The following is a 23,946-nucleotide window of genomic DNA, read 5'->3' as shown; positions in this document are numbered from 1 at the left end:
AAGCTTCCCAGCCAACGTTACAATGCCGCATTTTTTTGGCTGAACAGGGGAGCCTGATGGATAGGTTACCGATATTTCGACTCGGTTTAATCGTCAATCCTTACGCCGGTTTAGGTGGCGCAGTCGCGCTCAAGGGCAGTGACGATGTTGCTGCAGAAGCCTTAGCACGGGGTGCAGTGCCAATGGCGCAGCAACGCGCCCGATTGGCGCTAGAGGAATTATTGCCGTGGCAGGCACAGATCCGGATTAAAACGGTAGCTGGCGCGATGGGCGAAGCTGTGGCGCTGGCACTTGGTTTTGACACTGAGGTGTTATGTCAGGCTGCGCAGGAACCGTCGACCGCTCAGGACAGCGAACAGGCGGCGCAGTTGTTAGCACAAGCTGGCGTTGATCTGCTGCTGTTTGCCGGTGGCGATGGCACAGCAAGGAATATCTGTCACGCCATTGGCGATAGCACGACCGTTCTTGGCATTCCGGCCGGCTGTAAAATCCACTCGGGTGTTTATGCCATCACGCCTGCAGCGGCCGGGAAAGTCGTCGCGCAAATGGTGCGTGGAGAACTGTTGTCAGTGCAGGATGCACTGGTGATGGATATCGACGAAGTCGCGTTTCGCCAGGGTACGGTGCGGGCGAAACGCTACGGCGAGATGCAAATTCCGACGGCGCTGCGTTATGTACAAAGTGTCAAAACGGCGGGCAAAGAATCGGAAGAACTGGTACTGGATGATTTGGCCGCATTTTTTGTCGCGCAAATGGAACCTGATGTTCGTTATGTGATGGGATCCGGCTCCACTGTTGCGGCCGTCATGCAGGAACTGGGTTTACCCAATACTTTGTTGGGTGTTGATGTGGTTGAGAATGGCGCTGTGATCGCTGCAGATGTCACCGCCGCGCAGCTGCTGGAGCTGGTAACAGATGTGCCTGCGCAGCTGGTGATCACGCTGATTGGCGGGCAGGGGCATATATTTGGCCGGGGCAATCAGCAGCTGTCACCGGCTGTGATCCGGGCGGTCGGACGCAATAACATCCGGCTGCTTGCCACCAAAAGCAAAATTCAGCAGCTTGATGGCCGGCCGCTGATCAGCGACTCCGGCGATGCGGTGCTGGATCAACAACTCAGTGGCATGGTGCGTGTGCTGTGTGGTTATAACGATTATGTGATGTACCGGCTGGGGGCCGAAGACTAATGCAACAGACAGTCGATTTTATCAGCCGTTGTGCGGCTTTTTTTGATGACGCAGTGGCGACCGCCAGTGACGATGAATTATTTGCTCAAGGCTATTTACGTGGGCATGTTGATTTAGCCGTCGGCCGTTTGCAGCTGGAAGACCAGCCTTTTAGCGTCAGTCAGATTGTATTGGCCGTCGAGGATAGTCTGCACAGTGCGATCGCCGCAGGTGAGCTTAATGACGCAGATGCTGCACTGGTGCAGCAGATCTGGCGGCATTTGTCAGCCTGAGGCAAGACAACTGCAGTTGATTACGTTAGCATACCGTTTTTTCTGGCGGCAGTAGCTGCCTTGAACCCTGCGGATCACGCCAAAAAATCGGCCAGTCCGCCTCAACAATAAGTGAACCTTATGTCAGATCTGACTACTTTAGAACAACATGCCAGTTATGGCATCGGCCTGCAAATGGGCCAACAACTGGCCGACAATCCGTTTGATGGCCTTGATATCGCAGCCGTTGCTGCAGGTCTTGCTGCGGCATTCTACGGTGATGAGCCGGAAGTTAGTGAAGATCAGATCCGTGCTGCATTTCAGGTGATCAGTGGCCGGATGCAAGAAGCTGAATCTGCCAAGGCGCAGGTTGCCGCCGCAGTGGGCGAAGCATTTCTTGCAGAAAACGCGACCAAAGCCGGCATCGTTGTGACCGAGTCTGGTTTACAATACGAAGTGCTGAACGCCGGTTCAGGTGCAAAACCAACGCGAGCCGACAAAGTCCGTACGCATTACCATGGCACGCTGATCGATGGCACTGTATTTGACAGTTCTTATAATCGCGGTCAGCCAGCAGAGTTCCCGGTATCAGGCGTCATCGCCGGTTGGACCGAAGCGCTGCAACTGATGCCGGTTGGCGCGAAATACCGTCTGTATATCCCACACAACCTGGCCTATGGCGAGCGTGGTGCCGGTGGTGCAATCAAGCCATACAGCGCGCTGATTTTTGATGTAGAGTTGCTGGAAATCCTGTAATTTCCATTGCCATAAAAAACCGCCAGCAGGCGGTTTTTTTATGGCAAATAGCAAACGGTCTAATCGTACGGATTGTATTTATGTTTTTTCAGCTGGCTGGCGATCACCACCAGGCCGGCGATAAAAAACAGTGCAAAAGTGATGCGCATCCAGAATGGCATCGAATAACCGAGGAAAGTCCACAGGACTTCACCGCACATGCCGGTTGGTTTAAATACCTCTGGGATCCATTCGTGCAGTGGTAACCAGGCCGGGAAATCCGGGAAAATACTGCAGCTGGAAAAGCCGCCACTTTGCACCAGTTGCTCTTCTAACACCTGGTCATGAGCGATTTTTAAACCCCAGCCACTACTCAGCAGCCATCCCGCGTACGCCAGCCAGCGCACAAATGAGTATTGGCAACCAAAGGCGCCAACCAGTCCGCTGAGTAAAATGCCGACAATCGCAAAACGTTGATAAACACACATCATGCAGGGTGCCAGCCCCATCATGTATTGAAAATACAATGCAGTAATCAACAAGGCGCCGGCTAATGCCGACATCAGTAGCCAGGGCCAGGCTTTAAAAGGCAAGCGTGAAACAGCGGCAAACATCTGATTTCCTTTATCCAGAAGGACTTATTTCCAGCGCACAATCTAAGGCAAATCGCTTTTGAACACAACCTCTGCGTCCTTGGCTGTGATTGCAATTTTCTGCCCATGGCTTGTTAACTGAATCGCCTCTGGTACAATCAGTGCCAATTTTCCATTCATTACAACTATAACGGACAAATCCGGATGACAAATCTGATCAAAGCCCAGAGCCCTGCAGGCTTCGCTGAAGAATATATCGTTGAATCGATCTGGAACGGCAAGTTTGCGCCTGGTTCCATTTTGCCAGCTGAACGCGAGCTGTCTGAGCTGATCGGCGTCACCCGGACGACGTTACGGGAAGTATTGCAGCGTCTGGCGCGGGATGGCTGGCTGACGATTCAGCATGGCAAACCGACCCGGGTGAATAATTTCTGGGAAACCTCAGGTCTGAATATTCTTGAGACGCTGGCCCGGCTGGATCAGGATCGCATGCCGGAACTGGTCGATGAATTGTTATCTGCCCGTACCAATATCAGCGCCATTTATATCCGCGGCGCGATTAAAAACCATCAGGCGGAAGCCGCGGCTGCTTTTGCCGGTGCTGAACAGCTCGAAGACACGCCTGAAGCTTTTGCCGATTTCGATTACAACCTGAATCACGAACTGGCTCTGCATTCAGCGAACCGGATTTATGTGCTGATCCTGAATGGCTTCCGTGGCTTATACCGCCGAATCGCCACCTTTTACTTTTCACAGCCGGAATCACGTGAACTGGCACGGCGTTATTATCATCAGCTGAAACTGTACGCAGAAGCCGGCAAACACGATGAAGTAGTATTTGCTGTGCGCAAATATGGGAAAGAATCCGGCAAAGTCTGGTCCGCATTACGTCCGGACATTCCTAAAGATCTGGTCGAATAATGCCAAACGCCGCTTTATGCGGCGTTTCAGACTGCTGACAAAGGCCTGGACGTAGATCCAGGCCTTTGATCTAATAGAGGGAGTCCAAACAGGAGCTGCCCTCATGCTCAGAGATATCTCCCCGCAACAACATCAGCTTGAAATGGTGACACTGGAACAGCTGGTGCCACAAAACCATCTGGTTCGTAAAATCGATACCACCATAGATTTTGAATTTATCCGTGCTGAAGTCGCTGATTTGTATTGTAAAGACAATGNAATGTCTGCTGGCGGGTGCTGCGCAAAACATCAAGAAAATGGCGTTACTGCTGGCCGCCTGAGCCAGTCTCAAGCCTAAATCCCTATCAACCAAGCCAAATGCCGGCTCATTCAACACCAGCCCAATCAAATTCAACAACCCACAACTCATTATTAAGCCATGACCACTGACGGAGAATGCACCACTCCTGAAAAGCACAAACCCCAGAAAACTGGGGTTTGTCATTAATCTGAAACGCCGCTTTATGCGGCGTTTTTTTTGTGTCCAGCGATGAACGTCCTTTGCTCCACATCACTGGGAGCAATGCTGCAGCAATTCTCATTGGCACACAGGACTTACTTCCAACGCTTGCCAACGCTTTACTGTGGCTGTAGTAGTGATTTCGGGCGATGCATAGCAATCCGCACTTGTCGGGCCAATAATGTCTTGTCAGTCATGGCTGAACTTCATATCATTATCGAATATAAGATATTCCATCTGGTTATATAGGTCACATCATGTTGCAACATCGCGATAGCCGCTGTCAGGCGGAAGTTTATCTGGATAACAATGCGACAACGGCGGTGCTACCTTGTGCTGCCCAAGCGGTGTTGCATCACATGCAGACCTGTTTTGGTAATCCCAGCAGCAGCCATAGCACCGGTATTAAAGCCAAAGTTGAGCTGGAGCTGACCCGGCAGCTGGCGCGTCAGGTGATTGGTGCCAGCAGCGGACAAATTGTGTTTACCTCTGGCGCGACTGAAGGCATTCAGACGTCGATTGTGTCGGCGCTGCTTGATGCGCGCTGTCGGGGTCTGAGCGGTCCTGATACCTTGTTACTGTATGGTGCGACCGAACACAAAGCGGTGCCGGAAAGTCTGAAACACTGGAATCAGGTATTGCAGCTTGGCGCGACAGTACAAGCGATCCCTGTCGACAGCCACGGCATCCTCGACGAGCAGGCATTGGCGTTGTTGCTGCCCAAAGCGGCGATGGTTTGCACCATGGCGGCTAACAATGAAACCGGCGTGAAACAAGACTTATCGAAACTTGAGCAACTGATCCGTGCGGTGAATCCTCAAGTGCGCTGGATGGTCGATTGTGTGCAGGCGCTTGGTAAAATGACTTTAGATATTGCCAATACCAGCATTGATTACGCGCCGTTCAGCGGTCACAAATTGTATGCGCCGAAAGGTATTGGTTTTTTATATGTGCGGCAGAACACGCCGTACCAGCCATTTATCGCCGGCGGCGGCCAGGAAAGCGGCGCACGCTCCGGCACTGAAAATCTGCCCGGTATCGCGGCACTGCATGCAATTTTTACTGAGTTGTTAAAGCCGGCTGGTTCGGTGTTTCAGAGCGAAACGGTGTTGTGGCAGTATCGCCAGCAACTATTGGCAGCGCTGACCGAACTTTTTCCGCAACTGGTGTTGAATAGTGACGTTCCTTATATCGTGCCAACAACCATCAATTTCTCCGTACCAGGTTTTTTGAGTAAAGACATTCTCGACTTGTTCGATGCCGGCAGTATTCGCGTTAGTGCCGGATCAGCCTGTAGTTCTAAAGCAACCGGCAGTTTTGTGCTCGATGCGATGGGACTGGCGTCCTGGCGCAGTGAAGGAGCGGTACGGTTATCCTTTGGTCCGGCCATGAGCGCAACTGAACTGGCATCAGCCTGCGCTGCGATTCGCCGGTTGGTGCCGGTTGTACGCAATTGTTGCCTGGTGCTCAGTGATGCCCAAACAACAATCGCGGCGCCTTTAACGGGTTTAAGCCAGTTTAAATACGAAGATTTATGCAGTTATTTACTGGTTTGCCCGCACAGCCGGGACGCCGTGATCATAGATCCGGTTGAACCGCTGGTGAACCGGCTGGTGAATTTGGTGCAGGGGCAGGGTTTACATTTAAAAGCGGTGCTGGAAACGCATCAGCATCAGGACCACCCATCGGTGCGGCTCGATCTGTTAAGCGCTCTGGGACAACCCGTTTTACCAGCAGACACTGACTTGCTTGGCTGGCCACAGGCAACCAACAGTCTGCAGATTGGTGATTATCAGTTGCAGCGTTTGGCTACGCCCGGGCACAGTCCCGATGGTCAAAGCTATTTGTTATATCAGCACCAGCAGATCCTCGGCGCCTTTGTTGGTGATCTGTTATTGCCAGGCGGCTTTGGCCGGCTTGATTTGGCGGGTGCGGACAGCCAGGCGTTTGTGCACAGCCTGCAGCGGCTAAAGGCAGTCCTGCACGGCGAGACGCTGTTGTTATCCAGTCACGATTATGCGCAGCGGTTTTTCACCACCTGGCAATTGGTCTGCCAGGAAGTGCCCGGACTGGCAGATTTGGTCAGCAGTGGCACACTGACCGAGTCGTGGCGGCAAACGTTGCAACAACAGGCCATGGCGTTACAACAACAAAGCCAGTATCAATGTGGCATCGTTGAAGTCAGTTACTCTGATGCCAAGGCACTGATTGGACCTGCCGAAATTGCATCACTATTGTTGCGTAATCCGACACTGCAAATTGTTGACGTCCGTGAGCCGCATGAGCAGAACGCCGGTGAACTGGCGCCGTTGTTGCCAGCTAACGCTGCGGTACAACACTGGCCGTTGTCGCAACTGGCATGGGCATTGATGAGTGGGGCGCTACATCCATCTCAGCAACTATTGTTGGTCTGTCGTTCCGGCAACCGCAGTTTATTGGCGGCAAAGATCCTGAACCGGCTTGGCTTTGAGCAGGTGTATAACCTCAAGGGTGGCGTGGCGCTGTTAAGTTAAGCCGTTGTGCGCTGCAACAATAAAAAACCCGCAAGATGCGGGTTTTTTATTGGCTTAAGGCTGACACTTAATAAAAAAAACGTTGCAGCGGGTTCAGCCAGCGGGTCAGCCCTTCTTTGAACTGCAGTGGCGCGCTTAACACCGACAAACACAAACAAGGCTCATCGCTGATATTCCGCGGTTTATGTGTGTCATCCGGCGAATTGATAATCAAATCGCCCGGTACATAATGGCCGTTTTCATCGACCATTTCACCGGCCAGCACCAGCGTCATTTCCAGGCCCTGATGCGTATGCAACGGCACATCAGTGTGTTTATCGATAAACAATAAAGACGCGTGATGTGGTTCGCCCGACGGCAGGCGTGCTGTTGCAATACCGCCCATGCTGAGCCATTTGCTGCGTTTTGACGCAACCCGGCGCAGACTGCGCGGCAACTCAAACTGGTAACCACCGATACTAATCAGTTGTTCAACCGATTGGGCGGGTGCTGCTGCTACCGGTAGTTGTGGTGTCGCCACAATACTGTTCAACATTTCCAGCCAGTCGGCGCTGTGCAGGTCCTGTGATGCCGGAGTCGATGCTGCCAGCTGCGCGCCCAGGTCAGTTTCAATATCATGCCGCAACTGCTGACAATGTGGGCAATAATCCAAGTGGGTTGCCACCAGCAGGGCTACTTCAGCGTTCAGACTGCCATCACAATACAATTCAAGCAGGCTGATGCTCGGGTGATGATTAACGCTCTGAGTCATCCAGCGCCTCTCTTAATCGGTCCAATGCCAAACGGATCCGTGATTTCACGGTACCCAGCGGAATGCCTAACAAATCAGATACTTCCTGATGTGACATCTCTTCGAGATACACTTTCTCCATCACAGTGCGCTGTGCGGGTGGCAGTGCGGCAAAATGGGGTGCCAGCTTTTCAGTGATTAGCCAAAGCTCCCACTTTTGCGTCTGATGGTCTTCAGCTTCAGGATAATCGCCGTCAGCCCATAAATCATCGGCAGAGATGTCATCTTTACGGCTTTGCTTTTTACGCAGCATATCGAAGCGTACGTTACGGGCGATGGTAAATATCCAGGTCGAGGCGCAGCCGCGGGTCGGGTCAAACAATGCCGCCTTCTGCCAGACATTCAGCAGGGTGTCCTGCACCATTTCCAGCGCTTGCTGTTCGTTACCGAACATTTTGATGCCGAATGCGCGCAGCCGAGGAGCAAAATAGCCAAACAGCTCCTGATAGGCCTGCTTGTCGCGGGTCAGTGCTACCAGTGCCAGAGCTTGTTCCCATTGGCCCAAGTCACGGCTTGCCGGTTCAGTCGTCGCCAAATTCAATGTCCTGTCGGTTACGATTGCTGGTGTGGAAGGTTCCGGGCCATGATGCCTTGCTGTCATCATCAAATCCATTGTTTAATCTTCCGGGTCGCTGAGTTGTGCAGGTTATACGCGTCAATGCTTGGCTTGGTTCAGCCGGTATTGCAATAATTGTATTCTATTTATTCGAATATTTTGTGCGTTTTAATGCGATATATTTTCGATTAGATGTGATTTAAGCTGGTTTTATCCGTTGAAACCCGCTTCAACATTCATCGAGGAATATGCAAATGAAAAAAGTATTGGTTGTTCAAAGTTCTGTTAGTGGTGAGCAAGGTAAATCAAATCAGCTGATTGAGCAGTTTATCAGCGCCTTACCGGCTGGTTTCAGCCGGGATGATCTCGACTTAGTCAGCAATGGTTTTCCACATCTGGCGATGAGTGAAATTGGCGCCTGGATGACTCCAGCCGACAGCCGCAGCCCGGAACAAGCTGCACTGGCAGCTTTATCCGACAACGCCATCGCTCAGGTACAGGCCGCGGACGTTATTTTATTAGGCGTGCCGATGTACAACTTCGGCGTACCAAGCCAGTTAAAAGCCTGGTTTGACCGTCTGGCCCGCGCCGGCATCACTTTCAAATACACCGAGCAAGGCCCGGTCGGATTGCTGGCTGATAAGCCGGTGGTGATTTTCGCGACGCGTGGTGGTATTTACAAAGACCTGCCAGCCGATTCACAGACCCCATTCCTGAAGAGTTTCTTTAACTTCATCGGTCTGAAAGACCTGCATTTTGTCTACGCAGAAGGCCTGAACATGGGACCTGACAGTGCGGCGCAGGCGCTGTCTGCTGCCAGTGCGCAGATCCAATCGTTAACGGCAGACCTGGCCGCCTGAGCCTGATGGCATAAACAGCTATAAAGGCCGGGCATTTGGTCCCGGTCTTTGGCATTTGTGGCGCAGAAGATTGAATTTGGCTGGCTTGCTTTGTATAACAACAGGCTCTGTCCACAATCTCAGTTCAGGTCTGGCTACACAACATGAAAAAACTCCGGTACAGCACCATCGCACTCGCATTGACTGCCATTTTATCTACAGCCCCAGTATTCGCCGAGCGCGAGACCGATCGCTTTAATCTGCAAACGCAACAAATTCAGGGCCAGAGCGGCACTGTGGCGATGACCATCGAACAGGCGATGGCGCATCAGGACTGGCTCGGACGTCAGCCGGAACTGGCTTATTGGTCTGCTGACAGCCAATCATTGATTTATCAGCGTAAACAAGCCGGCAATGAACTGCGTGATTGGCATCAGGTACGTATTAACGGCGGCCAGAGCACACAGATAGCGTTAAATGATTTAGATGATGTGGGCGCTGCCGAACAGGTGTTTTCTGCCGATCGAAAATTTGCCGGTTGGATTTTTGAAGGCAATGTGTTTGTCAAAAGTCAAAGCGACGGCAAGATCAGCCAGCTGACGCGTAGCAATGATAATCGGCTGGCCTTGCAGTTTTTAACCGACGGCCGGGTTGCCTGGCGTCAGGGCTGGGATTTTTATGCCGTCGATTTAAATAGCGGCTTGCTGGTGCAACTGGCCAGCCTGAAATTGGATGACGCGCCAACGGCACCGGAAGTGCCGGACGGATATCTGGCGAAAGAACAACATAAGCTGATTAAGTTTGTTGCGCTTGAGCATAAAAACGCGCTGGATTTATATCAGCAACAGGAAGCACTGCGTAAAGCCAACAACACTGTGGCCGTGACGCCGGTGTATTTAGGCAAAGATAAGCAAATTTCTGACGCGGCTTTATCCCCGGATGGCAGCAAGCTGGTGCTGGCGCTTGGCGCGAAAACCCGCTGGAATGACGACCGCGATATCATGCCGAATTATATTACCGGCAATGGTGATATTGCCGCGCAGCCAGTACGCCGGCGCGTCAACGATCAAAAACCAGAACCAGAGCAATTTTTTCTGGTCGACCTGATAAAAGCTGAAGCGAAGGAACTGAAGCAGGACGTGCTGTCCGGTTTTGACGAAGATGTGCTGGCCAGTGTGAAAGCAGAAAACGCTAAGCGCAATGGCAAAACCTATAAGTCAGAGAAAAAACCACGCGCCATCACGCTCATCAACGACTGGAACTGGGATCAGTCCGCCATCCGCTGGAATGCCGATGGCAGTCAGGTGGCGCTGATGCTCAAAGCCTGGGACAACAAAGACCGCTGGCTGGCGACTGTCGACTTTCAAAAAGCCGGTTTTATCGAACAACACCGTCTGCACGACGATGCCTGGATCAACTACGACTTTAACAATTTTGGCTGGGCGTACGACAACCAGCTGTATTTCCTGTCGGAACAAAGTGGTTATTCGCACCTGTACCTGAAAGCATTGAATGGCGACGCGAAAAAGCTGACCAGCGGTAGTTTTGAAGTGAGCCAGCCGCAGTTAAGCCGCGATGGCCGCAGCGTTTATTATCGCGCCAATGCCCAGCATCCGGGTATTTACAATGTGTTTAAACTTGCGCTGGATAGCGGTAAAACTGCAGCCTTAACCCAACTGAACGGCAATCTGACCTTTAAGCTGTCGCCGGATGAGCAAAAACTGCTGGTGCGTTATTCCACGTCCTTGCTGCCGGAAGAGCTGTATGTGATGGATAACCAGCCCAGTGCGCCGTTAAAACGGCTGACTTACACAGTGTCAAAAGAATTGCAGAATATGGCGCTGCAGGCGCCACAAGTCGTCGCAGTGCCTTCAAGCCATGGCAAAGCGCCGGTTTATGCCAAGCTGTACTTACCGAAAGACTACCAACAAGGTGAAAAACGCCGCGCCGTCATTTTTAACCATGGCGCCGGTTATCTGCAAAACAGTGATTTAGGCTGGTCCAATTATTTCCGCGAGTTTTTCTTTCATAATCTGCTGACCCAAAAAGGTTATGTGGTGCTGGATATGGATTACCGGGCATCAAAAGGTTATGGCCGCGACTGGCGCACCGCGATTTATCGCCAGATGGGCACCCCGGAAATTGAAGATTTGGCCGATGGCGTGAACTGGCTGGTCGATAATGCCCATGTGGATCGGGCACGGATCGGCACTTATGGTGGCTCTTACGGTGGCTTTATGACCTTTATGGCGATGTTTAAGCAACCTGAGCTGTTTAAAGCCGGCTCGGCGCTGCGTCCGGTTGGCGACTGGGCCTATTACAATCATCCATATACGGCAAATATCCTCAATACACCGGATGTTGACCCGATTGCCTATGAACGCAGTTCGCCGATTTATTTCACCGAAGGCTTAAAAGGCCAGCTGTTGATTAACTCGCCGATGGTTGATGATAACGTGTTTTTCCAGGATTCAGTGCGGGTGGTACAACGTCTGATTGAACACGAGATCAACAGCTTCGAAACGGCAATCTTCCCGGTAGAGCCGCACGGTTTCCGGCAACCAAGTAGCTGGCTGGACGAATACCGCCGGATTGAAAAGTTGTTTGACCGCACGCTGTAACAGACAGATTACTGTCAAAATGAAAAGCCCCGCGAACCGGCAATGCAGATCAGTTAAGAGTACTTGACCGATCCTGGCAGTGTAGGAAAATCCGGAACCCGTCATAGGTTCCGGATTTTTTTATGCCGTTAATTCAGGATTTAACCGAAGTCATTGAGATGTCCGGGGAGCCCGTCGCCCGGATGGAAGTATTTGCCAACCATATTCCAGATGAATGGGTCCGTATCGCCGCGGCCTTATCCGACAAGGTCACTATCCGCCGCAGGCGATTGCCCGCTGATATGGTGTTGTGGCTGGTGGTCGGTATGGCTTTTTTYCGCAATGAACCTATCTCAGAAGTCGCCCGTCATCTGAATATCTGTGCTGATGGTCTTGCCAACGATGTGCTCCTGGCTGACAGTGCGCTGTCGCAAGCCCGTCAGCGGCTTGGCGAACAACCGGTTGAATGGTTATTCCGTCAATGTGCGCAAGTCTGGGGTCATGAGCGTTATCCTGCTGATACATGGCATGGTCTGCAGGTATTTGCCGTCGATGGTGCYCTGTTCAGAACGCAGGATAATCCTGAGCTCAGAGGCCATTTTGGTTCGGGTAACACCGCTACCAACCGTCAGACGCCTTATCCGATGTTGCGTCTGGTGGCGCTGATGAATGTGCGCTCGCATGTGGTGGTCAACGCAGCCATCAGTCCTTATCGCAAAGGCGAAATCCCGTTGGCCCGCGATTTCATTCAATCCTTGCCGGCGCACTCCGTGACGTTACTGGATAAAGGTTTCTTCAGTGCGGACTTGCTGCTGGGCATTGCCGATGAAGAAACTAACCGGCACTGGCTTATCCCCGAGCGTAAAGGGCTGGTGTATACCGAAGTCGAACGCTATGGCGATGGCGACCGCTTGTTGCAGATGAAAATCTCCCCACAGGCGCGTAAAAAGAACCCGGCATTGCCGGAGTTCTGGCAAGTCAGGGCTGTGACCTATGAAATTGCAGRTGGCGAGAAAACAGTCTTCACCTCATTACCTGCGACAGAGTTCACGGCACACCAGGTGGCGACGCTCTACCATGAGCGCTGGGAAATAGAATTAGGCTTTCKGGATATTAAAAGCTCGATGCAACACAATACCATCACGCTTCGCAGCAAAAAGGTGGCGTTGGTGTATCAGGAATTATGGGGACTCTTGCTGGGATACAATCTGGTCCGAAGAGAAGCCAGTCAGGCAGCAGTCGCGCACAAACGAGCCCCTGATGAAGTCAGCTTTAAGTTTGCCTGTCAGTTTATAGCCAACAAACTGGCGATGATGGCAGGCGCTATCTCACCATCGCACACGGCAAGAAGACTGTCAGAGCTGCGCGGTTGTATCGGCAATCTGTTTATAGAAAAACGCCCCAGGCCAGCAAGGCCCAGGGCGGTGAAGATATCCAAAACCCGTTATCCGGTAAACCGCAATGCGGCTCCACTTAAGTGAAGAGCATTGCGCTCACTGAGCGGGGTTTTGTGTATTGGGAGCCTGGCGGTGTACTACTCTCGCATGGCAACTGCCACACTACCATCGTCGCAGCTGCGTTTCACTTCTGAGTTCGGAATGGATTCAGGTGGTTCCACAGCGCTATTGCCACCAGGCAAAAACTGTTTGTCTGTCTTTAACTAAGTAAGCTGATAATTCGTTTCACAACAACACACGCACTCAAAACAACTTGGGCGTTGTATGGTTAAGCCTCTCGGGCAATTAGTATGAGTTAGCTTAACGTGTCACCACGCTTCCACACCTCACCTATCAACGTTGTGGTCTCCAACGACCCTTATGTGTGCTCAAGGCACAAGGGATGACTCATCTCTTGGCCGGCTTCCCGCTTAGATGCTTTCAGCGGTTATCCGTTCCGAACGTAGCTACCGGGCAGTGCCATTGGCATGACAACCCGAACACCAGCGGTTCGTTCACTCCGGTCCTCTCGTACTAGGAGCAACTCCAATCAATCATCCAACGCCCACGGCAGATAGGGACCGAACTGTCTCACGACGTTCTAAACCCAGCTCGCGTACCACTTTAAATGGCGAACAGCCATACCCTTGGGACCGACTTCAGCCCCAGGATGTGATGAGCCGACATCGAGGTGCCAAACACCGCCGTCGATATGAACTCTTGGGCGGTATCAGCCTGTTATCCCCGGAGTACCTTTTATCCGTTGAGCGATGGCCCTTCCATACAGAACCACCGGATCACTAAGACCTACTTTCGTACCTGCTCGACGTGTCTGTCTCGCAGTTAAGCTGGCTTCTGCCTTTGCACTAACCGTACGATGTCCGACCGTACTTAGCCAACCTTCGTGCTCCTCCGTTACTCTTTAGGAGGAGACCGCCCCAGTCAAACTACCCACCAGACACTGTCCGCAGTCCCGATAAGGGACCTACGTTAGAACATCAAACATACAAGGGTGGTATTTCAAGGACGACTCCATCAGAACTGGCGTTCCAACTTCATAGTCTCCCACCTATCCTACACATGTAGGGTCAATGTTCAGTGCCAAGCTATAGTAAAGGTTCACGGGGTCTTTCCGTCTAGCCGCGGGTATACGGCATCTTCACCGCAATTTCAATTTCACTGAGTCTCTGGTGGAGACAGCCTGGCCATCATTACACCATTCGTGCAGGTCGGAACTTACCCGACAAGGAATTTCGCTACCTTAGGACCGTTATAGTTACGGCCGCCGTTTACCGGGGCTTCGATCAAGAGCTTCGCTTGCGCTAACCCCATCAATTAACCTTCCGGCACCGGGCAGGTGTCACACCCTATACGTCCTCTCTCGAGTTTGCAGAGTGCTGTGTTTTTAATAAACAGTTGCAGCCAGCTGGTCACTGCGACTCTCCGATGCTTACAGAGCAAGTCTTTCACATTAGAGAGCGTACCTTCTCCCGAAGTTACGGTACTATTTTGCCTAGTTCCTTCACCAGAGTTCTCTCAAGCGCCTTGGTATTCTCTACCTGACCACCTGTGTCGGTTTCGAGTACGGTCAACAGTACCTGAAGCTTAGAGGCTTTTCCTGGAAGCGTAGCATCAGCAACTTCACCACCGTAGTGGCTCGTCTCGTATCTCAGCATTAAGGAACCGGATTTACCTAATCCCTCTGCCTACGTACTTTCACATGGACTACCAACGCCATGCTTGCCTAGCTTTCTCCGTCCCCCCATCGCAGTACTGTCGGTACGGGAATATTAACCCGTTTCCCATCGACTACGGCTTTCGCCCTCGCCTTAGGGGCCGACTTACCCTACCCTGATTAGCATGGGATAGGAACCCTTGGTCTTCCGGCGGGGGAGTTTTTCACTCCCCTTATCGTTACTTATGTCAGCATTCGCACTTCTGATACCTCCAGCAGACTTCACAATCTACCTTCGCAGGCTTACAGAACGCTCCTCTACCACTTGCACATAATGCAAGTCCACAGCTTCGGTGCATGGTTTGAGCCCCGTTACATCTTCCGCGCAGACCGACTCGACTAGTGAGCTATTACGCTTTCTTTAAAGGGTGGCTGCTTCTAAGCCAACCTCCTAGCTGTCTATGCCTTTCCACATCGTTTTCCACTTAACCATGACTTTGGGACCTTAGCTGGTGGTCTGGGTTGTTTCCCTTTTCACGGCGGACGTTAGCACCCGTCGTGTGTCTCCCGAGTAGTACTCATTGGTATTCGGAGTTTGCAAAGGGTTGGTAAGTCGGGATGACCCCCTAGCCTTAACAGTGCTCTACCCCCAATGGTATTCGCTCGAGGCGCTACCTAAATAGCTTTCGAGGAGAACCAGATATCTCCCGGCTTGATTAGCCTTTCACCCCTATCCACACGTCATCCCCTAATTTTTCAACATTAGTGGGTTCGGTCCTCCAGTTAGTGTTACCCAACCTTCAACCTGCACATGGATAGATCGCCGGGTTTCGGGTCTACGCCTTGCAACTATTCGCCCAGTTAAGACTCGGTTTCCCTACGGCTCCCCTATTCGGTTAACCTCGCTACAAAACGTAAGTCGCTGACCCATTATACAAAAGGTACGCAGTCACCCCACAAGGAGGCTCCCACTGCTTGTACGTACACGGTTTCAGGTTCTATTTCACTCCCCTAACAGGGGTTCTTTTCGCCTTTCCCTCACGGTACTGGTTCACTATCGGTCAGTCAGGAGTATTTAGCCTTGGAGGATGGTCCCCCCATGTTCAAACAGGATGTCTCGTGTCCCGTCCTACTCGTTTTCATTGATAACAACGCTTCGTGTACGGGGCTATCACCCTGTATCGCTCATATTTCCAGATGATTCCACTGCATTGCTATCAACTTAAGGGCTAGCCCCCTTTCGCTCGCCGCTACTAAGGGGATCTCGGTTGATTTCTTTTCCTCGGGGTACTTAGATGTTTCAGTTCTCCCGGTTCGCCTCGTATGACTATGTATTCATCATACGATAGTGTGTAAACACACTGGGTTTCCCCATTCGGACATCTGTGAGTCTAACGTCTCTTACCGACTTCTCACAGCTTTTCGCAGGTTAGCACGTCCTTCATCGCCTCTGACTGCCAAGGCATCCACCGTGTACGCTTAGTCACTTAACCATACAACCCCAAATTGTCTTTGACGTCGTACGTTGTTGTGAGTAAGGTTCACAATAAAATTGTTGACCTTATTTATTACTTTCTATCAGCTTACCTAATTGTTAAAGAGCAGTATGAGCGTAAAGCTCAAATCACAACACACCGCAGTGCATTCTGATTTGAACTCAAACAGTTATTTTCTTCGCTTATGATTTCACTTGATTCACAAGGAATGGTGGAGTTAAGCGGGATCGAACCGCTGACCTCCTGCGTGCAAGGCAGGCGCTCTCCCAGCTGAGCTATAACCCCATACAGGCGATATTGGTTGGTCTGAGTAGACTCGAACTACCGACCTCACCCTTATCAGGGGTGCGCTCTAACCACCTGAGCTACAGACCAGCCGTAACCGCAATGGGTCTTACTGTTTGCTCTACATGACAATCAATCATCTGTGTGGACACTTCGTTAAATCTGTTCGCTTTTGGTAAGGAGGTGATCCAACCCCAGGTTCCCCTAGGGTTACCTTGTTACGACTTCACCCCAGTCATGAATCACAAAGTGGTAAGCGCCCTCCCGAAGGTTAAGCTACCTACTTCTTTTGCAACCCACTCCCATGGTGTGACGGGCGGTGTGTACAAGGCCCGGGAACGTATTCACCGCAACATTCTGATTTGCGATTACTAGCGATTCCGACTTCACGCAGTCGAGTTGCAGACTGCGATCCGGACTACGATATGCTTTAAGAGATCCGCTCACCATCGCTGGCTTGCCTCCCTCTGTACATACCATTGTAGCACGTGTGTAGCCCTACTCGTAAGGGCCATGATGACTTGACGTCGTCCCCACCTTCCTCCGGTTTATCACCGGCAGTCTCCCTAGAGTTCCCGACATAACTCGCTGGCAACTAAGGATAAGGGTTGCGCTCGTTGCGGGACTTAACCCAACATTTCACAACACGAGCTGACGACAGCCATGCAGCACCTGTCTTACAGTTCCCGAAGGCACAACCGCATCTCTGCAGTCTTCTGTAGATGTCAAGAGTAGGTAAGGTTCTTCGCGTTGCGTCGAATTAAACCACATGCTCCACCGCTTGTGCGGGCCCCCGTCAATTCATTTGAGTTTTAATCTTGCGACCGTACTCCCCAGGCGGTCTACTTAATGCGTTAGCTGCGCTACTCACGACACAAGGTCACGAACAGCTAGTAGACATCGTTTACGGCGTGGACTACCAGGGTATCTAATCCTGTTTGCTCCCCACGCTTTCGCACCTGAGCGTCAGTGTTGTGCCAGGGGGCCGCCTTCGCCACTGGTATTCCTCCAAATCTCTACGCATTTCACCGCTACACTTGGAATTCTACCCCCCTCTCACACACTCTAGTTTTCCAGTTTCAAATGCAATTCCCAGGTTGAGCCCGGGGCTTTCACATCTGACTTAAAAAACCGCCTACGTGCGCTTTACGCCCAGTAATTCCGATTAACGCTTGCACCCTCTGTATTACCGCGGCTGCTGGCACAGAGTTAGCCGGTGCTTCTTCTGCGAGTAACGTCAAGAAGCTGTGCTATTAACACAACTCCCTTCCTCCTCGCTGAAAGTGCTTTACAACCCGAAGGCCTTCTTCACACACGCGGCATGGCTGGATCAGGCTTGCGCCCATTGTCCAATATTCCCCACTGCTGCCTCCCGTAGGAGTCTGGACCGTGTCTCAGTTCCAGTGTGGCTGATCATCCTCTCAAACCAGCTAGGGATCGTCGCCTTGGTGAGCCATTACCCCACCAACTAGCTAATCCCACGTAGGCGCATCCGATAGCATGTGGCCCGAAGGTCCCACACTTTGGTCCGTAGACATTATGCGGTATTAACAGTCGTTTCCAACTGGTATCCCCCTCTATCGGGTAGCTTCCTACGCATTACTCACCCGTCCGCCGCTAGGTCCGAAAACCCCGCTCGACTTGCATGTGTTAGGCCTGCCGCCAGCGTTCAATCTGAGCCATGATCAAACTCTTCAATTAAAAGTTTTTTGCTGTCGAAACAGCTGCTCAGTTTACTGACTAAATAAATTGACTATATAGTCACTCAACTGAAGATTTTATTCGTATCATGCGATACATCTTCAACGAGTGCCCACACAGATGATTGATTGCTAATTGTTAAAGAGCGGCCGTTTTACTTAACGGCGAAAGTCGTTGTTAATCAACCACTTTCAGAATCTTTGGCGTTTAACTTCTTCGTTTCCGAATCCGTCGTCGCTGTCGATGGAGCGCATTATAGAGAGAACAGAATCGATCACAAGATCTTTTTGACAGAATGATGATCGTTTGATGGTTTTTTCACCGAAACGGCGTTTTTTGCTGTTTTAATGTACGATCCTGAGCAGTTAATGCCAGATCCGGCAGGATCTTTCTGGATCGCTATGCCGCAGGAAAAATATCTGCGCTTTGTTTTCCCATCTGAAAGTTAATGTCTAGACTTCGAGAACCCCTCAGCTTTTTGCACAAGCACTCACAATGACACACATACATCTGCACCATCGGATGGTTTGTTGGTTCGCGTTATTGATATTACTTCCGGCGATGTCCCGGGCAAGTACACCGGAGTCACTGGCAACACTGGAAGCATCGCTCAGGCAACAGGATTATGCGGCGGCCTGGCAGCAGGCGACTGAACTGCTGACATCAGAGGAAGGTGAACCCCGCTTCGACTATTTATATGCATTGGCTGCCCGCGGTACGGGTCATTTGCATCAGGCGGTGTTTGCACTTGAGCGGGCTCTACAATCAGAACCGCAATCGCTGGATATCCGCCTCGCCCTGGCTGTCAGCTATTTCGAACTCGGAAATTTACCCGCTGCTGAACGCGAACTCCATCAACTGGAAAAAACGGCGTTGCCGGAGAGCGCGGCAAAACTTGTGCAAGAGTATTTGCATCGAATTGAAAAACTACGGTCTCCGGAAAATGGCTACTGGCAAAACTGGCTGCAACTTGGCTTGGGTAATGACTCCAATCCTAACAGCGGAGTGGACGAGGAATTTTTATTCATTCCGTTACTGGGTCAGGTCCGGTTATTTGAAGAAAGTCTGGAACGCAAAAGCAGCTTCGTTGAAATCCAGGCGCAACTGAACTGGATCCTGCCACAGGATCAACATTCTGCGTTTTACCTCTCCGGTGGTGTGTTGCATGGCGAATACAGCGAAGACGCTGTGTATAGCCGCACCTATGGCAATGCATCCGCAGGGTACCAGACCCGCTGGCATGGCTATCAGCTGGTGGCAGAGCTATTTTTCAGGCCACTACAGCTGGATGGCGACCATTACCTGAATTATCAGGGGATAAAGACTGTGATCAGTTACCCGGTTACTGATCACGCTGATTTAGGGCTGGATCTGACTTACGCCGATCAGTCTTACTCAGAGATGACAGCACTGGACCATACTCAGTTACTGACTGATGGCTGGTGGCGTGTCCGCTGGGGCCTCGCCGAGCATAGTATTCATCTGCGCTGGGGCCAGGAAGACAGTAAGCAGCCTCGGACAAAATTTAACAGCCGTGAAGTATATGGCGTTGGGTATCGATGGCAACAAACGCTGAACGAACACTGGATCGCCAGCCTGACGCTGGATTTCCTGACCGGAAAATATGACGAGCGCCATCCTTTGTTCGATCAAATCCGGGACGACAGTTTTCAGAAGTCTGAACTTGAACTCAGTTACAGCATCAACCCGGCATGGCGACTGTTGACAGCGATTAGTTATATGAAAAACGACAGTAACATTACTATTTACCAATACCAGCGCACACGTGGCTGGCTAGGAGTGCGTTATGCGTTCTGACAGTAGTCTGATCTGTGGTGTTGCCTGGCTGGTTTATGTAATCACTGTCGGACCAGTCCATGCTGCCGAACCCGCCGGTAAAACCATCATGGCAAAAGGCACAGTTGAAGCCAGCGACCAGCTTACGAACCGGGCACTCAAACGCCAGTCACCTGTATATCAGGTCGACCTGATCAGCACCGGCCACAACAGCAGCAGCCAGTTACGAATGACTGATGGTGGCTTATTGTCGATGCATGCCGACACCACGCTGGCTATCCACAATTATGAGGCGGCTCAGGGCAATCGCCCGGCGGCGGTCAACATGGAGCTGCTGAAAGGCGGACTCAGAACTATTACCGGCTCTCTGCCGCAGTCCGACAAATCCTACCAACTGAATACACCTGTTGCTTCTATAGGTGTACGCGGGACTCACTATGAAGCCGTGCTGCTGGAAGGTGATCTGTACCTGGCAGGCTGGGACGGAATTATTGATATCAACGTGACGGTGCCGGGCGTCAGTCATGCTTTCTCCCTGGGGCCGGCATTACCTTATCGCTTTGCGATAGTGCGCGCTAACGGCGATGTTGAGCTGCTACTGGGGACGCCGCCAGCCCTGACCAGCGGACAAAGCCTGGCGATACCGGACCGGACCGAATTCGATACACGTTATGCCCAGACGCCAGATCTAGCCGGGATGCAAGACTGGCTGGTGATCGGTACCAGACTGCAAAACGGCAAGTCACTTTCGGTAGATGCCGGAGGTTTTGATTTTTTTAATAATGAACAACTGACAGCCGGGTGGGCGCTGCAAGGCATGGACAGCATTTCCCGTAGTGGAACGGTCAACTTTAATCATCTGGCAGGCCACAGTTTTAGCAGTTCTGCCGGACAACTCACCGATTTGAGCATGTCGATGCAGGTGGATTTTGACAGCGCCTGGATCCCGTCCGGACAATTGTCTTTTACTGACCCTGGTGGCGAATGGTTTGCCGCATTTAATGGTGTCTTCGGTGAGCGCTCACTTGAGCTGTTTGTGAATTTCGCCAGTCATGGAAATTCGCTGGCGCAGGGCAGCATCAAAGCATTGTTGATCGACGATGCCCGTGCTGTCCTTGGCAATCTGAGTTTTACCGAACTAAATAATCCGTCGACCCGGCTCGATGGTGGTTTCCTGCTCACTGAACAGCCCTGAGGAGACTGGCCATGCCATCATTTCGCTTGTTTATTTTGCCTGGATTGTTGTTGCTGTTGTCCTGCACGCAGACCGACAGTAGCGGGCAATTTTTGCAACCAAAATCTGGATCCAGTGTCGTTGGAAACATACTGTTATCGGTAGAGGCAGCTGATACAGACGGCCTGACTCAGGTTGGTATCACATTTAACGGCCAAACCGCGCCACTGCTATTGTGTCAGTCTGCCGGAGAATGTCAGGGTAACAATTTCCGCACCACACGAAGCGACATTGATCCAGCGGCCTATGGCGCCGGACCTGGTGAACTGACTTTGCGACTCTGGGTTACCGATGCAAGCGGTGCACAGAGCAATGTTGCAACAGTCAGTGTGAACTGGCAACCGTTGAGCGTCAGTGGTCTCAATGTGCAGCGCAGCACCGGTGGCGATCAAATCAATGTGAGCTGGACGGCAAATCCTGCAGTGTTGCGGTACAACCTTTATCTGGCCAGTGTTTCAGGCGTCAATCGCAATAACTATCAACAATTGCCGGATGGTCAGGCCAGACTTGCCAGCAGTAACACGTCAGAGAGTTTCAGCGGCCTGGATCCGGCTAAATACTATTATTTGCTGATGACCGGCGTTAACGGCGCCGGTGAGGCCGCCGTTGCGACAGAAATAGTGATCCCCCCTTTACAGCCGGCCAACCGCCCCCCTGTCGCTGGCGCGGATAATTACAGCACCCCCACTAACCAGACCTTGCAGGTTGCTGCGGCACAGGGGTTACTGCGTAATGACAGCGATCCGGATAATGACGCGCTGAGTGTCAATACAACGCCTGTAACAGCGCCGCAATCGGGTACGCTGACCCTGGCGACTGACGGCAGCTTCCGCTATGTGCCGAACCAGAATTTCAACGGCACAGATAATTTTGTTTATCGCATTAGCGATGGCAAAGGCGGCAGCGCTCAGGCGGCTGTCAGCATTGTTGTTAATGCGGCACCGAATAATCCACCTGTCGCTGTGGCAGACAGTTACAGCGCGACCAGTAATCAAACCTTGCAGGTGTCTGCTGCACAAGGTGTGCTGAGCAACGACACAGATCCAGACAATGATGTCCTGACGGTGAATACCACCCCACTGACACCACCGCAGTCCGGCACACTGGCATTGGCAGCGAATGGCAGTTTCAGTTATGTGCCGAACCAGAATTTTACTGGCGCTGACAGTTTTACCTATCAGATCAGTGACGGTAAAGGCGGGACGGCGCAAGCCACTGCCACTTTGCAGGTTAACCTGGCAATCACCAATATCACCGGCGATTCGCTGAGCATGACCGGTGGCTTCCTTTATATCGGTCAGGGTGAAGATCCACCAGGCAGCCAAATTGGCACGGGCCTGTACCGCATCGGCGATTGTATCCAACTGGTCGATACCCGTTGTTCGATGCAAGGGCGTTATGCTGAAGCTGCACAAAGCGGCCACGTGCCGGGTCAGCAAGGCAATTACACTTTTGTCATGACTTACCCCGGGGTTTCCTCAACCCCGGTACTGGCGAGATCGGTCAGTGCAAACAGCAACAGCCTGCAATTTATTGCAACAGGCCAGGCACGCTTTGAGCTGAGCCTGTTTCCAGACAGCGGTGGTAAATTTACCGGCATCTACCCTGCGACGCCTTTCAACGACTCATTGAATTTTGGTGCGTTTATTCAGGGTTCAGCCAGCTGTAGCGGCTTGCCTGTCGGTTTGCCCTGTAGCATCGGTCAGGTCGGCCGGGTACCAGGGGCGCAGATCCAGGCTCAACTGGATCGGCTGTCATTTACTATCCCAGGCTCGGCACTGGACGACCCCGGGCCTGTGCCGCCAACCGCCACCGCGGATCAATATGCGGCCACTGCCGGCCAGACACTGAACGTCGCTGCGCCTGGTTTACTGGCGAACGACCTCGAAGGTAATGCGCTGCGTCAGGGCAATCAATTAGCGATCCGGCACAGCCTGAACCCGGGACTCGGGTCGCTGGTCGGGCTGTCGATCAATGAATACCAGCAGGATTTATATCTGTATCCTGCGTTTGCAGCGGCGATCCAGCTGATCGACCGGCTAGGTGCAAGCCAGGGCAACCTGCCGATGCAGGGGGAAGCCGCGAATGACGTCGACCTGGATATCACACCACAAGCCTTTACGCTCAAAGACAGCCAAATTCCACAGGGCAGCCTGCTGATTTTTAATGGTGAAACCAATGCGACTGAGATTTATGCGGTCAATCCGGCCACAGGAGCGTTGCTGGCACGGCTGGACACCGCCTTTGGCGCCAGCCATGTAGTGGGTGGTGCTTACAATCCGGTGAGTCGCACTTTGTGGTTAGTGCAGGACAATGTGCCTGCGGCAGGCGTCGGCAATGTTGTGGCGCAAATCGATCCGATCACCGGTCAGGTTTTGAGCAGTTTTAATCTGATCACTGCCCAGCATTCTTATGGCGTCAGCTTTGGCGACCTTCATATCAACCCTTATAATGGCAATGTGCTGCTGGTCAGCAGTATTCAGTCAGCGATGGCTGAATTTGACCGCACCGGTAAGTTATTACGATTACTGCCGCTGCCGGCCGGCATCAACAACATCAGTGGTTTGGCCGTCAGCGCCGATGGCGCAAGGCTCTGGCTGGCTTCCACCAATGGCGAAGTTTATGAACTGGGGTTCGCTAATCAGGGCGTGGTGCCAACGCTGACCGCGACACTGCTGAGCGGCCCGGCCAATGGCAGCGTGGTGCTGCGACCTGATGGCAGTTTCAGCTATACAGCCAATGTCGGATTTAGCGGGCAGGACAGTTTCACTTACCAGCTGACCGGCGCTTTTGGCGGCAACAGCCAGGCCACAGTGGTGATCAATGTCCAATAAAGGC

The 23,946-nt window shown here is 52.1% G+C and carries 15 protein-coding genes, 2 tRNA genes, 3 rRNA genes and 1 pseudogene; 12 read left to right on the top strand and 9 right to left on the bottom strand.

Annotated elements, in window-relative coordinates; translation table 11 throughout:
- The first annotated feature begins 56 nt into the window (after positions 1-56).
- From ATY27_RS03790 to ATY27_RS03780, 3 genes are all read left to right on the top strand, one after another.
- Positions 57-1,187 carry an ATP-NAD kinase family protein gene (locus ATY27_RS03790; RefSeq protein ID WP_208931118.1) on the top strand — a complete coding sequence of 377 codons (1,131 nt, stop codon included), beginning with the start codon at positions 57-59 and terminating at the stop codon, positions 1,185-1,187.
- Complete coding sequence (locus ATY27_RS03785) at positions 1,187-1,459, top strand: YfcL family protein (RefSeq protein ID WP_208931119.1); 273 nt, start codon at positions 1,187-1,189, stop codon at positions 1,457-1,459. Before ATY27_RS03790 ends, ATY27_RS03785 begins: the two co-directional genes overlap by 1 nt.
- Positions 1,460-1,579: 120 nt before the next feature.
- A complete protein-coding gene (locus tag ATY27_RS03780; protein WP_208931120.1) occupies positions 1,580-2,194 on the top strand; it encodes an FKBP-type peptidyl-prolyl cis-trans isomerase in 615 nt (204 codons plus the stop codon).
- A gap of 59 nt (positions 2,195-2,253) precedes the next feature.
- Here the strand turns inward: ATY27_RS03780 and dsbB are convergent, their stop codons facing one another.
- Positions 2,254-2,787, bottom strand: coding sequence for a disulfide bond formation protein DsbB (gene dsbB / locus ATY27_RS03775; RefSeq protein WP_208931121.1), 534 nt, complete (start codon positions 2,785-2,787; stop codon positions 2,254-2,256).
- A gap of 183 nt (positions 2,788-2,970) precedes the next feature.
- Here dsbB and fadR point away from each other — a divergent pair, with 183 nt between their 5' ends.
- Positions 2,971-3,687, top strand: a complete 717-nt coding sequence (gene fadR, locus ATY27_RS03770) for a fatty acid metabolism transcriptional regulator FadR (RefSeq protein WP_208931122.1) — start codon at positions 2,971-2,973, stop codon at positions 3,685-3,687.
- 103 nt (positions 3,688-3,790) lie between these two features.
- Positions 3,791-3,943 (top strand): annotated as a pseudogene (locus ATY27_RS03765) (IS5/IS1182 family transposase); the annotation flags it as partial.
- Between the two features lie 109 nt (positions 3,944-4,052).
- On the opposite strand, the gene ATY27_RS03760 reads toward ATY27_RS03765, so the two are convergent.
- On the bottom strand, positions 4,053-4,268 hold the full coding sequence (locus tag ATY27_RS03760; protein WP_208931124.1) for a hypothetical protein: 216 nt from the start codon (positions 4,266-4,268) through the stop codon (positions 4,053-4,055).
- 175 nt (positions 4,269-4,443) lie between these two features.
- On the opposite strand from ATY27_RS03760, the gene ATY27_RS03755 reads away from it, so the two are divergent.
- Positions 4,444-6,699, top strand: a complete 2,256-nt coding sequence (locus ATY27_RS03755; RefSeq protein WP_208931125.1) for an aminotransferase class V-fold PLP-dependent enzyme — start codon at positions 4,444-4,446, stop codon at positions 6,697-6,699.
- Between the two features lie 67 nt (positions 6,700-6,766).
- On the opposite strand, the gene ATY27_RS03750 is transcribed toward ATY27_RS03755, so the two are convergent.
- Together ATY27_RS03750 and ATY27_RS03745 are read right to left on the bottom strand one after the other, a co-directional pair.
- Positions 6,767-7,450, bottom strand: a complete 684-nt coding sequence (locus tag ATY27_RS03750) for a ChrR family anti-sigma-E factor (protein ID WP_208931126.1) — start codon at positions 7,448-7,450, stop codon at positions 6,767-6,769.
- Positions 7,434-8,024 carry a sigma-70 family RNA polymerase sigma factor gene (locus ATY27_RS03745; protein ID WP_244151309.1) on the bottom strand — a complete coding sequence of 197 codons (591 nt, stop codon included), beginning with the start codon at positions 8,022-8,024 and terminating at the stop codon, positions 7,434-7,436. Before ATY27_RS03745 ends, ATY27_RS03750 begins: the two co-directional genes overlap by 17 nt.
- Before the next feature lie 275 nt (positions 8,025-8,299).
- On the opposite strand from ATY27_RS03745, the gene ATY27_RS03740 reads away from it, so the two are divergent.
- From ATY27_RS03740 to ATY27_RS03730, 3 genes are all read left to right on the top strand, one after another.
- The gene (locus tag ATY27_RS03740; RefSeq protein WP_208931127.1) at positions 8,300-8,905 is read left to right on the top strand and encodes an NAD(P)H-dependent oxidoreductase; all 606 of its coding nucleotides are present in this window, start codon (positions 8,300-8,302) and stop codon (positions 8,903-8,905) included.
- 143 nt (positions 8,906-9,048) lie between these two features.
- Positions 9,049-11,505 carry a prolyl oligopeptidase family serine peptidase gene (locus ATY27_RS03735; RefSeq protein WP_208931128.1) on the top strand — a complete coding sequence of 819 codons (2,457 nt, stop codon included), beginning with the start codon at positions 9,049-9,051 and terminating at the stop codon, positions 11,503-11,505.
- A 122-nt stretch (positions 11,506-11,627) separates the two neighbouring features.
- Entirely contained in the window at positions 11,628-12,965 is a 1,338-nt protein-coding gene (locus tag ATY27_RS03730) for an IS4 family transposase (RefSeq protein WP_208932816.1), read from the top strand.
- A 40-nt stretch (positions 12,966-13,005) separates the two neighbouring features.
- Here the strand turns inward: ATY27_RS03730 and rrf are convergent.
- The 5 genes from rrf to ATY27_RS03705 form a co-directional block, all read right to left on the bottom strand.
- Positions 13,006-13,120: ribosomal RNA gene (gene rrf, locus ATY27_RS03725) — 5S ribosomal RNA — on the bottom strand.
- An 85-nt stretch (positions 13,121-13,205) separates the two neighbouring features.
- Positions 13,206-16,088 (bottom strand): 23S ribosomal RNA (locus ATY27_RS03720).
- A 212-nt stretch (positions 16,089-16,300) separates the two neighbouring features.
- Positions 16,301-16,376: transfer RNA gene (locus ATY27_RS03715), tRNA-Ala, on the bottom strand.
- 13 nt (positions 16,377-16,389) lie between these two features.
- Positions 16,390-16,466, bottom strand: a tRNA-Ile gene (locus tag ATY27_RS03710).
- Positions 16,467-16,552: 86 nt separating this feature from the next.
- Positions 16,553-18,077: ribosomal RNA gene (locus ATY27_RS03705) — 16S ribosomal RNA — on the bottom strand.
- The 16S, 23S and 5S rRNA genes sit together here with 2 tRNA genes alongside, the layout of an rRNA operon.
- Positions 18,078-18,599: 522 nt before the next feature.
- On the opposite strand from ATY27_RS03705, the gene ATY27_RS03700 reads away from it, so the two are divergent.
- From ATY27_RS03700 to ATY27_RS03690, 3 genes are read left to right on the top strand one after another with little or no spacing between them, the layout of a single operon-like run.
- Positions 18,600-19,895, top strand: coding sequence for a tetratricopeptide repeat protein (locus tag ATY27_RS03700; RefSeq protein ID WP_208932815.1), 1,296 nt, complete (start codon positions 18,600-18,602; stop codon positions 19,893-19,895).
- Positions 19,885-21,069, top strand: a complete 1,185-nt coding sequence (locus ATY27_RS03695) for a FecR family protein (RefSeq protein ID WP_208932814.1) — start codon at positions 19,885-19,887, stop codon at positions 21,067-21,069. The genes ATY27_RS03700 and ATY27_RS03695 overlap by 11 nt, the downstream gene beginning before the upstream one ends.
- A gap of 11 nt (positions 21,070-21,080) precedes the next feature.
- Positions 21,081-23,942, top strand: coding sequence for an Ig-like domain-containing protein (locus ATY27_RS03690; RefSeq protein ID WP_208932813.1), 2,862 nt, complete (start codon positions 21,081-21,083; stop codon positions 23,940-23,942).
- The last annotated feature ends 4 nt before the right edge of the window (positions 23,943-23,946 follow it).

This window comes from Rheinheimera sp. F8, assembly GCF_001518915.1.
Note: the sequence above shows the minus strand (reverse complement) of the source record. Positions and strands in the feature narration are given on the sequence as shown.